Consider the following 13889-nt stretch of genomic DNA (forward strand, 5'->3'; position numbering starts at 1 on the left):
CGGCCATGGCCCGCACGAAGCAGCAGCAACGCGAAGAGACGATGGAGGCGTTGACCGCCACTGCCCGGCGACTGTTCGCCGAGCACGGGTACGGCAAGGTGGGGCTGGAGACCATCGCGCAGACCGCGGGCGTGAGCAAAGGCGCGCTCTACCACCACTTCAGCAGCAAGTCGGACTTGTTCCGGCACGTGCTCGGCGTCGTGCAGCACGACGTCGGCGAGCAGATCGCACGGGCCGCGGACGCCGCGCCGGACCCGTGGTCCGGGCTGCTCGCCGGCTGCCGCGCGTTCCTCGCCGCGGCGACCGATCCGGTGACTCAGCAGATCATGCTGCTGGACGGCCCTTCGGTGGTCGGCTGGCAGGATTGGCGCGAACTGGACGCGGAGTCGTCCGCCCGGCACCTCGCCGAAGCGCTGACCGAACTGATGGCCGAAGGTGTCCTGGCGAAGCGGCCCGTCGAACCGTTGGTACGCCTGCTTTCCGGCGCGATGAACGAGGCCGCCGTCTGGCTCGCCCACTCCCCCGACCCGAAGGCCGACCTCGCCGCGACCATGGACACGCTCACGCCGATGATCGAGGCGCTACGGCTTCCGGCCTCGCCCGCCTGAGGTTCCCGCTTGGTGACGTACTGGCCCGAGGGTCGCGAAAGCCACTTTCGCGCCACCACCCGCGCGCCCAAGACGCCCTTGCCTGACCGTCCTATCGCTCACGAAACGCGAAAGGCCCCACCCTCGCCGGGTGGGGCCTTCACTGCGGTGGGCGATACTGGGATCGAACCAGTGACCTCTTCGGTGTGAACGAAGCGCTCTCCCCCTGAGCTAATCGCCCGCGGTACGAACTCCGGTCCACCGGGGAAGCGAACCTGGTGCGCGATACTGGGATTGAACCAGTGACCTCTTCCGTGTCAGGGAAGCGCTCTCCCGCTGAGCTAAACGCGCGTGGTGTTTCGTTCGTACTGACGATAGCTTAGCGGACCCCGTTTCCGGGGCTGTCACAGGGGGTTGCCTACCCGCGTGGCTCAGGGTTTCGGCAGCCGCGAGGCGACCGAACCCGCGATCTCCTTCGCCCGGTCGCAAGGGCTTCCGCTCCCCTCACGCGCCAGCAAGCGGACCGCGACGTGTTCGGCTTCGCGGTCCGGCAGCGGGCGATGCTGCCAGGTGACGGCGCAGTTCGAGTCGCCGAACTCCCGCATGTCGCCGGTGACACCGCTGCCGAGATCGACCGGCGAACCCTCCGGCGCGTAGGAACCTCGCTGCAACTCGACGGTCAGGGTGTCCCCGCCGCCCACCCACTCGCAGATCCGCAGCGTCCGCGGGGCCGGCTGCGCGTTGGGCATGGTCTTGCCGAGCACCGCCGGGTCGGCGATCGTGCACGGATCGAGCGGGAGAAGGCTCGCCGGATCACCCGCGCGGTCGACCTCGTGCGTGCGCAGCCGGGTGAGCGCGGCGGTCAGCATGTCGTCGGCCGCCTTGCAGGGATCACCCTCCCGGCCGGGGTGGGAGACGACGACGCCGAGCCGCCGGTCCGCGGGCAACTGGGCGACGGAGTCGCATCCGCCGCTGATCGTGCTGCGCAGCAACGGAAGTCCTTCGGCCGTGCGATCCGTCCGTTCGAGGCTGCTGGTGCTCACCCCTTCGCCGAGCCGGAGTTCGAAGGTGACGCCCTTGAGACCGGTGTACTTGCAGCGGGCCGGGTAGATCGGGTCGGTATCCGGTTTCAGGGTGCCGAACTCCTGCACGAACCGGCCCGCGAGCACCTTGCACGGATCCACCAGGCGCAGGCGTTCCGCGCCGAGCGCGTCGGTCGCCGACAGCGAAGTCGTCCCGGGGTTCTCCGGCTTGGCGTAGTCCGCGATGGTGAGGCCTAGCGCGACCATCCCCGAAACGACGAGCAGGACGACCGCGGCGAGCGAGCCGAACAGGATCTTCTTCGTCCGCGGCGCCATCTTCTTGGGCGGCGGGCGCCAGATCGGCAGCGGCAGGGCCAGCACCGAGCGTACTTCGGCGTCCTGTTGCCGGATCCGGGCGTGCACGGCGGGCGGCCAGGGCACCGCGCCCGGAGGCACTGGGCCGAGGAAGTCCAGAATCTGTTCCGGAGCCGGCCGTCGTGCGGGGTCCTTGGCCAGACAAGGCTCGGCGATCCGCCGGATCTCGTCCGGGACGTCGCTGAAATCCGCCGCGGCGTGCACGACGTTATACAGGGTCTGCGGCGCGGTCGGGCCGGTGAAGGGGCCGCGTCCGGTCGCGGCCATGACCAGGATCGCGCCGAGGGAGAACACGTCGCTCGCGCCGGTGATCCGCCCACTGCCCGCCTGTTCCGGCGACATGAACGCGGGCGAACCGATGATCGCGCCGGTTCCGGTGAGATCCTGCGCGTCCTCCGCCACCCGCGCGATACCGAAGTCGATCACCCTGGGGCCGTCACTCGTCAGGATGATGTTGCTGGGCTTCAGATCTCGGTGGATCAGTCCGGCGCGGTGGATCTCGGTCAACGCCGCGGCGAGCCCGGACGCCAGCAGCCGCACCGACTCGACGGGCAGCGGCCCGGCACCGTCCACGGCCTCCTTCAAGGACGGTCCGGTGACGAAGACCGAGGCGAGCCACGGGCTTTCCGCTTCCGCGTCGGCGTCCATGACGGCGGCCGTGTAGGCGCCGGAGACGAGCCGCGACGTGGCGACCTCCCGCCGGAACCGTTCACGGAAGCGTGGATCGTGCGCGAACTGGGCGTGCAGCTGTTTGACGGCGACGAGCCTGCCGTCCGGGGCGAGGCCGAGCACGACGCGGCCCATCCCGCCTTCACCGAGTTCGGCGATGATCCGGTACGGGCCGATCTGCCGGGGTTCGCCGGGGTTCAACGGTTTCACTGGTCAGCCCTAGGATTTCGGAAGTTTCGGCAGCAGGGCCCCGGCGAAGCCCTTCGCCTTTTCACAGGCTTCGTCGGCGGTCATCTTCGTACCACTGGTCCCGACCGTCAGCTCGACGTTCTCCCCGTCGCGGTCGCTGACGGACCGGTGCTGCCAGGTCAGCGAGCAGGTGGAGCGCGCGATGCCGTCGTCCACCTTGGCCAGGTACACCTTGGCGCCGCCGAGATCCAGGGTGGCGGCCTCCGTGTAGTACGAGTCCTTCGATTGCGCGGGCGGGTACGCGCGCACGAAGCTCAGGCGGACGCTGCCCGCCGCGTCGTACCGGCATTGGTGCAGGTGTTCGCGGATCGTTTCGACGACCGGGCCGATCAGCCGGTCCGTGGTCGCGGGGCCGAGCAGCGCGCACGGGTCCAGCGGAGCCAGTGTGCCCGCCGGGAGTTCGCGTTCGTGGCCTCCGGCGCGGATCCGTTCGACCGCGTCGGCGAGCGCCGCCTTGACCACCGAACACGCGTGGTCCTTTGTGGGCATCGAGTTCACGTCGACGCTGAGCTTGGTGTTCGGCAGGCCGCTGACCGGGACGGCGACCGCGCACGCGTCGTCGGACCCCTTGACGCGCAGCGGAAGCCCTTCCAGCTCGCCGCCGGCTTCGCCCTCGACCAGGTCGCCGCCGACGCTCAGCTCCAGCCACTTACCCGACGGCGAGGAGTACGTGCACGAGTCGAACTGGATGTCGATCTCCGTGCTCAGCTTGCCGAACCCGGGCACGTCCCGGCCCGCGAGCACCTTGCACAGGTCGACCCGGCGCAGGTTGTCCGGGCCGAGCGGATCCTGGTTGACCGGGGTGGCGACCGGTTCGTCCGGTCGCGGTGACGAACTCGGCGCGATGGCGGCCGGAGGCGGGTCGTCCCCGGACAGCGAGATCGCCGCGACGGTGCCGCCGACCAGCAGCACCACGGCGGCCGCGGCCAGTCCCGCGTACCGGCGGGATCGCTTCGGCGGCGGCGGGTTCAGCAGCCGCCGGACCTCGGCCTGCTGTGTCTCGATGAGATGCGACACCACCGGCGGCCACGGGCCGGTCGTCGGCGGGATCGGGCCGAGCCGCTCCAGCACCCAGGCGGGTGACGGCCGGTCCGCCGGGTTCTTCGCCAGGCACGGTTCGACGATCTGCCGCAGCTCAGGCGCCAACTGCCGCAAATCGGGCTGGAGGTGCACGACGTTGTACAAGGTGTGCGGAGTGGACGTCCCGGTGAAGGGGCCGCGTCCGGTCGCGGCCATCACCAGCAGCGCGCCGAACGAGAACAGGTCGCTCGCCGGGGTCAGCGGCTTCCCCTCGGCCTGTTCCGGGGACATGAACCCGGGCGAACCGATGACGGCGCCGGTGTGCGTGAGCTCGGAGTCGCCTTCGACGGCGCGCGCGATCCCGAAGTCGATCACCCTGGGGCCGTCACCGGTGAGAATGACGTTGCTGGGCTTCAGATCGCGGTGGATCAGCCCGGCACGGTGGATGTCGCCCAGCGCCAGCGCGAGCCCGGCGGCGAGATGGCGGACCGCCATCGGCGGCAGCGGGCCGGCGGCGGAGACCGCCTCCGACAGTGCGGGTCCGGGCACGAACACCGACGCCAGCCACGGTGTCGGCGCGTTCGGGTCGGCGTCCATGACCGGTGCGGTGTACGCGCCGGACACCAGACGGGACGTTTCGACCTCCCGGCGGAACCGCTCGCGGAAGCCGGGGTCCTGGGCGAAACCCGGGTGGACCTGCTTGATCGCGACCAGGCGCCCGTCGGCGGAGATCCCGAGCAGCACCCGGCCCATCCCGCCCTCGCCGAGCGCGGCGAACACCCGGTAGCGCCCCACGCCGGTGGGTTCGCCGGTGTTCAACGGCTTCACGAAGGCCCCCCTTGTCCCGAGGGGCGATGGTACAAAACCACCCGCAAGTGTCACGCGGCGCGTCGGTCCGCCCGGCCGAAGTCCTTGAGCCGGAGGCTGTTGGACACGACGAGCACCGACGACAGCGACATCGCCGCCCCGGCGATCAGCGGGTTCAGCAGGCCGAGCGCGGCCAGCGGGATCGCGGCGACGTTGTACCCGAACGCCCAGGCCAGGTTCCCCCGGATGATCCGCAGGGTGCGGTCGGCGAGCCGGATGGCGTCGGGGACCACGCGCAGATCTTCGCGGACCAGCACCATGTCGGCCGAGCGCACCGCGATGTCGCTGCCCTGCGCCATCGCCATGCCGAGATCCGCGGTGGCCAGCGCCGGGCCGTCGTTGATCCCGTCGCCGACCATCGCGACCCGCGCTCCCCCGGCCCGCAGTTCCTCGATGACCGCGGCCTTCTCCGCGGGCAGCACTCCGGCGCGCACGTCGGAGACGCCGATCTCGTCCGCGACCACGCGGGCGGCGGCTTCGTTGTCGCCGGTCAGCAGCACGGTCCGCAGGCCGAGCGCGTGCAGGGCGTCGACAGCGGCTCGTGCCGACGGCTTCACGACGTCCCGGACCGCGAGCTGCCCGGCGATCCGGCCGTCGACCGCGACGAGGACCGCCGTGGTGCCGTCCTCCGCCGTGAAGTCGTCGGGGACGGCGATCCCGCGTTCGGCGAACAAGCGCGCGTTGCCGACGAGGACCTCCTGCCCCGCGACCTCGCCCTGCGCGCCGAGCCCTGGCAGTGCGCCGAATCCTTCGACCGGGGGCAGATCCGGCAGTTCCGCCCGCGCCGCGGTCACCACGGCCGCCGCGATCGCGTGCTCCGAACCGGCCTCCACGGCCCCGGCGAACCGCAGCACCTCGCCGAGGGTGAACCCGTCGGCGGGGCGGCACGCGGTGACGGTCATCTTCCCGGTGGTGACGGTGCCGGTCTTGTCCAGTACGACGGTGTCCACCGTGCGGCTCGCCTCGAGCGCGTCCGGCCCCTTGATGAGGATGCCGAGCTGAGCGCCGCGGCCGACCCCGGCCATCAACGCGGTCGGCGTCGCCAGCCCGAGCGCGCACGGGCAGGCGATGATGAGGACGGCGACGGCCGCCGCGAACCCTTCGCGGGCGGGTGCCCCGCCGAGCAGCCAGGCCGCGAGCGTCACCATCGCCACGCCGAGCACGGCGGGGACGAACACCGCGCAGATCCGGTCGACCAGCCGTTGCACCGCGGCCTTGCGGGCCTGCGCGCGTTCGGCCAGCGCGGTCATCTGGGCCAGCTGCGTATGCGTGCCGACCGCGGTCGCGCGGACGACGAGCCTGCCGTCCCGGTTCACCGAAGCACCGACGACCCGGTCCCCGGTGGCGACTTCCGCGGGCACCGGCTCACCGGTCACCGCACTCACGTCCACAGTAGACAGTCCGCTGTGGACGACTCCGTCGGCGGCGATCGACTCCCCCGGCTTTACCACGAACAGGTCCCCGACGGCCAGTTCGCCGACCGGGACCATGCGCTCGACGCCGTCCCGCAGCACCCGGACGTCCTTGGCGGCCAGGGCGTCCAGCGCGGCCAGGAGTCCGGCGGCACTGCGCCTGGACCGGCTCTCGAAATACCGGCCCGCCAGGAGGAAGGTGGTCACACCGGCGGCGACGTCGAGGTAGATCGCGTCGGCGCCGGCCGCCGTCGGGCCGAAGCCGATCCAGTACCCGGGTTCCGTGCCGCCCGCGAAGGCGGACCACGCCGACCACGCGAACGACGAGAGCACGCCCAGCGACACCAAGGTGTCCATACTGGACGATCGATGACGGAGGTTCCGCAGCGTGGCACGGTGGAACGGCAGCGCGGACCAGAACACCACGGGAACGGCCAAGGCGAGGCACAGCAGTTCCCAGCCGGGGAACCGCAGCCGCGGCACCAGCGCGAGGGTGATCGAGAGGTTCCCCAGCGGGATCGCCAGCAGCGCGGCGACGACCAGCCGTCGCCGGAGATCCCGGACCCGGGCGAAGCCGATGTCGGGATCCTCTTCGCCGCGAAGCTCCGCGGTGTAGCCGGATTTGCGGACCCGCTCGATGAGCACGTCGTCAGCCAGCGCCGCGGGCACCTGCACGGTGGCGCGCTCGGTCGCGTAGTTCACCGACGCGCGCACCCCGTCCAGCTTGTTCAGCGTGCGTTCCACCCGCGCCGAACAAGCGGCGCAGGTCATCCCCGACACGGTCAGTTCCACCGTGCGGACGGCGGCCTCCGGCGCGGAAATCGTCATTTCGTGGCACTCCCAGGATTCACCAGTGGTTCCTCGGTGGCGGAACAGGTGTCCGGGTCGTGTCGCGAGGCAGATTACCGCCGCCGGGAACCGGAGCCGCCGTCGGCCCGACTACTGCGGTGGTGGTGGAAACAGATGTCCGGGTGGTGCCGTGGGTGGCCGAGGGCTGAAGGGGACTTTCCCCGCATCGCATGCGGGGAAAGCTCCCTTCAGCCCCGCGGGGTCAGCGCGAGTTCGAAGGTGTTGCCGTCCCCCTGGACGAGTGTGCTCACGTAGGAGGTGAACGCGCCACAGCCGGTCAGCGGCGCCAGCGAATAGGTGCCGCTGAGCGCGCCGCCCTTCGCCATGGTGAAACCGTCGCCGGTGCGCAGTTCCGCCGTCGACGGGGCCGACGTCCGGCAGCCCGGCCCGGTGCTGACCGGCATGCCGACGAGCGTCACCAGCGGGAGGACGGTGGTGAACTGGGATCTCGCGACGAAACCGGTCCCGGTGAGGTCACCGCCCTGCGGTCCGTCGGCGACGAACTCCAGATCGGCCGAGCCCGGCAGGAAGCCGAACAGCCGGAAGTCGGTGTGTGCCTTGTCGAACACCGGGCCGCCGCTGAAGACCGTCGCCGCGGTCGGGCTCAGCTCGAAGGCGCCGGTCAGCGGCGCGTCGGCACCGAGTGCCTTGATACCGGTCTTCCCGGCGATCGTGAACCGGTGCCCCGCGGGCTTCTCGCCGAGATCGAAGGAGAGCAGGATCGGGTCCTGGCCGTGGTCGAGCGTGCAGTCCGAGGTGAAGGAGCCCAGCCCGGTGAAGGAGCCATCGGCCTTCTTCGGAGTGAGCCGGGTGGTGAAGTCGCCGACGGTCAGCGTCGTCTTGCCCGGTTTCGCCAGCGTGATGGTGGGCACGGAGCCGGTCGCCACCGGGCTGAACGTGCCGGACGGCGGGACGTCGGTCTTGGCGACGTTCAGCGGGATGCGCACGGGAAGCGGGTTCGCGTCGCCGTTGACCAGTGTCACCCCGGCCGCCGCGGTGCCTTCGATGGTGGTGGCGCCGACGAGGTTGAGGCCGCGCGCCGCCTTGTCCGGCACCGTCACGGTGATGGTCAGGCCGGAGGTGGTGAGCGTACCGCCGGGCGCCGTCGGCACCTCGAAGTCGGCCTTGATGTTCACGTCGAGCTTCTGCATCCCGATCAGCGGGAACGGGCAGGTGAACGACAGTTTCTTGTCGACGGGCGTACCGGCCGCCGCGCCGCGGACGGCGACGAACAGCAGGCAGCCCGCCGTGAGCAGGACGGTGAGGCCCGCCGCGAGCAGCATCCGGACGTTGATGCGAAGGGGCATGGTCGCCTTCCTGGACGGCACGGAAACGGCACCGGTCCCCGTCACGGAACGCGCGACGGGGACCGGCTGCCTGACTTACTTCTTGGTGAGGTTCAGATCGAGCGTGTTGCCGTCGCTCTTGGCGAACGCGCTGACCCAGTCGTTCAGCTGACCGCAGTTCTGCAGGGCCGACAGCGAGTAGGTGCCGGTGAGCTTCCCGCCCTTGAGCAGGTCGAAATCCGGACCGGTGGTCATCTCGCTGGTGGACGGGCTGACCGTGCCGCACTTCGGGTCGTTGCTGATGGGGATCCCGAAGATCTGCACGCTCGGCAGGAACACGTTGAACTTGATGTGCGCCTTGAACCCGGTGCCGACGAGCTCACCGGTCTGCTTGCCGACCTGCTCGACCTTGATCTCCGAACGGCCGTCGATGAACCCGAACAGCTTGAACTGGGTGGACGACGGGTCGAGCTTCAGGTCACCGGTGAACGTCTTCGACGCGAGGTCCACGTCCGCGTCGAAGCCACCGTTGATCGCCGCGGTGCTGCCGAGCGACTTCAGCGCGGTCTGACCCTTGATGCCGAACGCGTACTTGATCCCGCCGCCACCGGGCGTGGTGGTGGTAGTGGGCGGGGTCGTCGGCGTGGTCGGCGTCGTGGGGGTGGTGGTGGGCGTGGTCGGGGTGGTGGGCGTGGTCGTGCCGCCACCGCCGTCACCGATCTTGATCGTGGCCAGCGTGTTGTTCTGGCCAGGATCCTGCTTGCACGGCGCGTCGATCGTGCCGTCCGGCGTGATACCGGTGACCGAACCGTCAGCCTTGCGCGGGGTGACCTTCAGCCGCAGGTCGCCCACGGTGATCTTCGCCTCGCCGGGCTGGTTGAAGGTCAGCGAAGGCGTCTTGCCCGCCGCGTTGACCGTCATCTCGCCCGAGGTGGGGATGTTCTGCTTGGCGATGTCGTTCGGGACGTTGACCGGGAGGTTGAGCCCCGGTGCCGCCACGGTCGCCGCCGCGACGGCCTGTCCTTCCAGCGTGGTCGCACCGATCAGGTTGAGCCCGCTGACCGTGTCCGCGTTGATCGTGGAGACGGCCTTGATGTCGAACGTGCCGGTCGGCTGACCGGTCTTGACCGACAGCGGAAGATCGGTGTTGATCACCACCTTCAGCGACTGCGACCCCACGAGCGGCAGGTCGCAGTGGTAGTTGAGCGGGAGCGAGATCGGATCGGCGACACTGGACTGTGCCCCGACCACGAGTACCGCGGCGGCAAGCCCCACGGCACCGGCAGCGGCGGCGGCGACCGCCTTCTTGGTTCCTCTACGGTGACTCACGATCGTCCTTCCGTGGTATCAACGATGATACGAAACGGCGTACAATTCCCCAGAGCAATGAATATCGGCCCGAGAGAATTCTCCGGGTAGCGACGATGTCTGACGGATCGCAACCGAACAGTAAACTAACGACGCGTCCACACCGCTATCAAGTGCTTCACCGGAAAAGTTGACCGGCCACGGGTAAATTGTCACGCAGGCACGGTACAACCGACTGGTTCCTAGTAGCGGCACATGGGTTTCCCCAGTTCAGAGCCAGATAAGACCGCTCGCGGAACCGCTGACGAGAGTGACAATCTCACCACTGAAAACTATCTCGCGCGTGCCAATCGCCCTTTTCGGTGTCGCGGCCGTCTTGCCTGCCTGAATCTTTCGTGAGTAACCTCGCGGTTCAGCAAGCCGGTCACCGCCGACCATCGCGGAATCCCGCTCGTCGTGCCGGGGCAGGCCCTCTTTCGCCGAATTCGACGGGGAAACCATGAAAAGAATGCGCCGCAAGGCAGCGCGAATCGCGTTCGCCGCCGTCTCCACGACCGCCGCGGCGGTCCTGTTGAGCGCCTGCGGGTCGGACGAACCCGCCGACGCCGGCAGGCACGCCGATCCGGCAGCGCTCGCCTGGGTGGACAAGGTGTGCTCGGGCGTCGCTACGGGCTCGGCGAAGCTGTCCAAGCCGCCCGCGTTCGACCCCGCCGACCCACAGGGGACCAAGACCGCCATGGTGGGTTTCCTGAATTCGCTGTCCGCCGCGCTCGACGACATGGCGGGCGGGATCCGGAACGCCGGTGTGCCGCCGGTCCCGGATGGACAGTCCGCTGTGGACAAGGCCACCACCACGCTCGGCGAGACCAAGTCGAAGGTGTCCGCCACCCTGACGCGGATGCAGGACGCGAAGGTCACCGACCAGGCGAGCCTGCAGAAAGTGGTCGCCGACGCCGACAGCACGATGAGCGGGTTGAGCGAGCCGGAAGGCCCCATCAAGCATCTGCGCGCCAACCCCGAACTGGAGCTCGCGTTCGCCGAGTCCACGACCTGCCGCCAGGTCTACGGCGGCACCGCCTGAGCGGACACCCTCGAAGCCCGTGGCAGGAGTTCACCACCGTGATCGGTGGTGTCCTCGGGGGGAGCACGGCATGAGCGCGATCGANGTGCTCTTCCGATCTGGACACCAGAGGTCCCGAAAGTGGCTTTCGCGACGCTCTGCCCTCACCCAGCCCACCGCCTCTGGAGGCCCGGCCGTGCCGACCCCGTTCCCCCGCCCGTCCCGCCGGACGCTCGCCGCCGCGCTGGCGATCGTCCTGTCCGCCGGTCTTCTGACCGTGCTGAGCGGGAGCCCGGCGAGCTCCGCCGCCCCGGCGGCGTCCGACGACTCGTTCTACACCCCGCCGTCCCCGCTCCCGGCGGGCAAACCGGGTGACATCATCCGCTCGCGTGTCTCGAAAGCCGGTCCGCGTAAGGATTCCGTCAACGCGTGGCAGGTGATGTACCTGTCGACCGACGCCCTCGGGCGGCCGGACGCGGTGACCGGGACCGTGCTGGTGCCGAAGAACGTGGACCCGGCGAAGGCGCCGATCGTCTCGTTCGGCGCCGGTACGCACGGCCCCGCCTTCCACTGCACGCCGTCGAAGATGATCGACATCGGCGCGTTCTACGAGCAATCCGGCCTCGACGACGCGCTCGACGCCGGATTCGCCGTCGCGCTCACCGACTACGAGGGCTATCGCCAGGATCCGAAGACGACGTACGTGGTCGGGCGTTCGGAAGGACCGGCGATGATCGACGCGGTCCGCGCCGCGCAGCGCCTGCCGGAGGCGAACCTGTCCACCGACGCCAAGGTGCTCTTCCGCGGGTACTCGCAGGGCGGCGGGGCGGCGGCCTGGGCTGGCGAACTGCAACCGGCCTACGCGCCGGAGCTGAACCTCGTCGGTGTCGCCGCCGGCGGCGTGCCCGCCGACCTCGTCCAGGTCACGCTGCAACTCGACGGAAAATTCGGTTTCGGCGTCTTCGCCTACGCACTGATCGGCCTCGACCACGCCTATCCCGAGCTGAAGCTGGATTCGTTCCTCAGCGACAACGGCCGCGTGAAGCTGGCGGAGATGCAGAAGAGCGCGTGCACCTTCGAGCTGCTCACCACCTACGCGAATCAGAAGATCGCCGACTACACGACCAGCGCCGGTTACGTGCGGCCGGAATGGGTGAAGCGGCTCAACGAGAACAAGCTCGGCGGCACTCCGCCGAAGGTCCCGGTGTTCCTCTACCACGCCACCCAGGACCAGCTCGTGCAGTTCGCGCAGGCCGAGGCGCTGCGCAAGGCCTACTGCGTCGCGGGTGTCAAGACGACCTGGAAGACCTTCGACACCGACCACATCACGGCGGTCTACACCGGTAACGCCGACGTGCTCGCCTTCCTCAAGGACCGGGTCACGGGCGCCCCGGCGACGTCGAACTGCTGAGCCGGGCGGTGCTCAGAACCGCCCCGGCGTCCTTTGTGGACGATGGTGCGCGGACCGGCGAGCGGCGTGAGCTGCTCCGGTTCGCCACCGTCGGCCTCGCGGCGTTCGGGCTCACGCTCGGGGCCAACTACGGGCTGAAACTCACTGTCCTGCAGGAGAAACCGGTCACGGCGCTCGCGATCGCGACCGTCGTGGCCACCGCCTTCTCATATCTGCTGTCCCGGCGCTGGGCGTTCCACACCCGCGGCGGCAGACGCGGCTTCCCGGAAGCGGCGCTGTTCTTCACCGTGAACGCGATCGCCGTGACGATCAACCTGTGCCCGCCGCTGATCTCGCGCTACGTCCTGCGGCTCGAGGTGCCCGAAGTCGGTTTCCTCGTCCAGGAGATCGCCGACTTCGTCAGCGGGATGGTGCTGGGCACCGCGGCGGGTTCGGCGTTCCGCTGGTGGGGCTACCGCCGCTGGGTGTTCCCGGTGGCGGGAGCGCGTCAGACGTCGGCGGGCCGCAACCGTTCCGCGCGCAGCGCCAGCTCGATCCGCAGCCGCTGATCCGGATCGTCCAGCCGTTCGCCGAACAGCTCCGTGAGCCGCCGCAGCCGCGCCCGCACCGTCTGCGGATGCACGGCCAGCCGTCGGGCGATTTCGGGCGCGCTCCCCCGCGTCTGCACCTGCGTGAGCAGGGTCGCCGCCAGTTCGTCGTGCTGGCGCGGCGCCAGCCCCGACAAGGGTTCGAGCGCCTCGCCGGCCAGCCGGTCGAGCAGGAACTCGTCGGCGAGCAACAGCAGCGTGGTGATGTGCTCTTCGCACCACAGCACCGGGCCGACCGTCGTGATCATGCCCCGCTGGGTGAGTTCGGACGCGCGCCGCGCGATCCGGAACGACTCGGCGGCCTGCGCGACCGGGACGGACACCCCGACCGTCGCCGACCAGCCGGACGGCAGGTCCCGCAGGCCGCCGAGGTCGGCCTCCGGACAGGCCACGAGCGCGCCGGGCGCGTCGGAGACGAGGTCCACCGGGACCGCCGCGGGCAGCAGGCCCGGCGGGAACGAGGGCGCGCCGGGCGCCGCGGTGAAGACGACCGCGGTGATCCGTTCGGGGATCCGCCAGCCGATGGCGACGGCGAGCGCGCCGGCGTCGGCCTGGCTGTATCCGGAGCCACCGGTCAGCAGCCGGAAGAGCCTGGCCCGCTGCTCAGCGGGGCCCGTCGCCTCGGCTTGGGCGGTGTTGTACCCGTCCGTCAGCGCCATCGTCACTTCGACGACGTCACCGAACAGACATTCCGCCGCGCCGTAGAGGACGTCACCGGGCAGCTGGAGCTGGCGGCCGATCGCGGCGATCGAGCGCCACAGCACCCGGCTCGAGACCCGGAACGCCGCCTGCGCGGCCTCCCGGCTGAGTCCTTGCTGGAACGCGATCCGTCCCTGGGCACGGAAATCGGCCAGCAGGTCGTTCTGCAGGAGTTCGGGGACGCCGACCCGGTCGATGGCGCGTTCGATACTGCGCCTGGTCAGCTCGACGGCCGCGGCACGGGCCTCGCCGTCGCGGAACACTTCGGCGCATTCGCTCACCTCGGCCACCACGCCTTCGACACAATGCCGGGCGATCGCCGGGATCCGCGGACGAATGGCGTCACCGAGTTCCCTCGGCAGGCGTTCCCACAACGCGCCAACGGGCTGCCAGCTCACGTGTGCGATCCCCCGCTGTGAAGTAGGCCGACGATTTCGGGCACCCAATCCCTTTCGTCCGCGCGCCACCGGCGCACTCGAATGCACGGA

General features: G+C 70.0%; 10 protein-coding genes and 2 tRNA genes. 4 read left to right on the plus strand and 8 right to left on the minus strand.

Annotation, left to right across the window (positions count from 1 at the left end; all coding sequences use genetic code 11):
- Window positions 1–5 precede the first annotated feature (5 nt).
- Window positions 6–608: a TetR/AcrR family transcriptional regulator gene (locus LCL61_RS03825; protein WP_340685537.1), complete on the plus strand. Its 603-nt coding sequence runs from the start codon at window positions 6–8 to the stop codon at window positions 606–608.
- A 148-nt stretch (window positions 609–756) separates the two neighbouring features.
- Here the strand turns inward: LCL61_RS03825 and LCL61_RS03830 are convergent.
- The 7 genes from LCL61_RS03830 to LCL61_RS03860 all read right to left on the minus strand — a co-directional run bounded on the left by LCL61_RS03830 (window position 757) and on the right by LCL61_RS03860 (window position 9665).
- Window positions 757–828: transfer RNA gene (locus LCL61_RS03830), tRNA-Val, on the minus strand.
- 35 nt (window positions 829–863) lie between these two features.
- Window positions 864–938 (minus strand) — tRNA-Val (locus LCL61_RS03835).
- Window positions 939–1018: 80 nt separating this feature from the next.
- A complete protein-coding gene (locus LCL61_RS03840; RefSeq protein ID WP_340685538.1) occupies window positions 1019–2863 on the minus strand; it encodes a serine/threonine-protein kinase in 1845 nt (614 codons plus the stop codon).
- Between the two features lie 9 nt (window positions 2864–2872).
- Window positions 2873–4750 (minus strand): serine/threonine-protein kinase, encoded by a 1878-nt coding sequence (locus LCL61_RS03845; RefSeq protein ID WP_340685539.1) that lies wholly within the window; start codon window positions 4748–4750, stop codon window positions 2873–2875.
- A gap of 50 nt (window positions 4751–4800) precedes the next feature.
- Window positions 4801–7029 (minus strand): heavy metal translocating P-type ATPase, encoded by a 2229-nt coding sequence (locus LCL61_RS03850; RefSeq protein WP_340685540.1) that lies wholly within the window; start codon window positions 7027–7029, stop codon window positions 4801–4803.
- A gap of 209 nt (window positions 7030–7238) precedes the next feature.
- Complete coding sequence (locus LCL61_RS03855) at window positions 7239–8357, minus strand: DUF6801 domain-containing protein (RefSeq protein ID WP_340685541.1); 1119 nt, start codon at window positions 8355–8357, stop codon at window positions 7239–7241.
- Window positions 8358–8432: 75 nt separating this feature from the next.
- A complete protein-coding gene (locus tag LCL61_RS03860; RefSeq protein ID WP_340685542.1) occupies window positions 8433–9665 on the minus strand; it encodes a DUF6801 domain-containing protein in 1233 nt (410 codons plus the stop codon).
- A 487-nt stretch (window positions 9666–10152) separates the two neighbouring features.
- Between LCL61_RS03860 and LCL61_RS03865 the strand changes: the two genes are divergently transcribed.
- The 3 genes from LCL61_RS03865 to LCL61_RS03875 all read left to right on the plus strand — a co-directional run bounded on the left by LCL61_RS03865 (window position 10153) and on the right by LCL61_RS03875 (window position 12663).
- The gene (locus tag LCL61_RS03865; RefSeq protein WP_340685543.1) at window positions 10153–10725 is read left to right on the plus strand and encodes a hypothetical protein; all 573 of its coding nucleotides are present in this window, start codon (window positions 10153–10155) and stop codon (window positions 10723–10725) included.
- Between the two features lie 175 nt (window positions 10726–10900).
- Window positions 10901–12115 (plus strand): lipase family protein, encoded by a 1215-nt coding sequence (locus LCL61_RS03870; protein ID WP_340685544.1) that lies wholly within the window; start codon window positions 10901–10903, stop codon window positions 12113–12115.
- 8 nt (window positions 12116–12123) lie between these two features.
- Window positions 12124–12663 carry a GtrA family protein gene (locus LCL61_RS03875; protein ID WP_340685545.1) on the plus strand — a complete coding sequence of 180 codons (540 nt, stop codon included), beginning with the start codon at window positions 12124–12126 and terminating at the stop codon, window positions 12661–12663.
- Here LCL61_RS03875 and LCL61_RS03880 read toward each other — a convergent pair.
- Complete coding sequence (locus tag LCL61_RS03880; RefSeq protein WP_340685546.1) at window positions 12603–13799, minus strand: helix-turn-helix domain-containing protein; 1197 nt, start codon at window positions 13797–13799, stop codon at window positions 12603–12605. The genes LCL61_RS03875 and LCL61_RS03880 overlap by 61 nt on opposite strands.
- Window positions 13800–13889: the final 90 nt, after the last annotated feature.

This window comes from Amycolatopsis coloradensis, assembly GCF_037997115.1.
In the GTDB taxonomy this organism is placed as follows: Bacteria; Actinomycetota; Actinomycetes; order Mycobacteriales; family Pseudonocardiaceae; genus Amycolatopsis; species Amycolatopsis coloradensis_A.

Coding starts and splice junctions, on each gene's coding strand:
- LCL61_RS03850 (WP_340685540.1), bottom strand. CDS start 7,029: ATGACGATTTCCGCGCCGGAGGCCGCCGTCCGCACGGTGGAACTGACC.
- LCL61_RS03855 (WP_340685541.1), bottom strand. CDS start 8,357: ATGCCCCTTCGCATCAACGTCCGGATGCTGCTCGCGGCGGGCCTCACC.
- LCL61_RS03865 (WP_340685543.1), top strand. CDS start 10,153: ATGCGCCGCAAGGCAGCGCGAATCGCGTTCGCCGCCGTCTCCACGACC.
- LCL61_RS03825 (WP_340685537.1), top strand. CDS start 6: ATGGCCCGCACGAAGCAGCAGCAACGCGAAGAGACGATGGAGGCGTTG.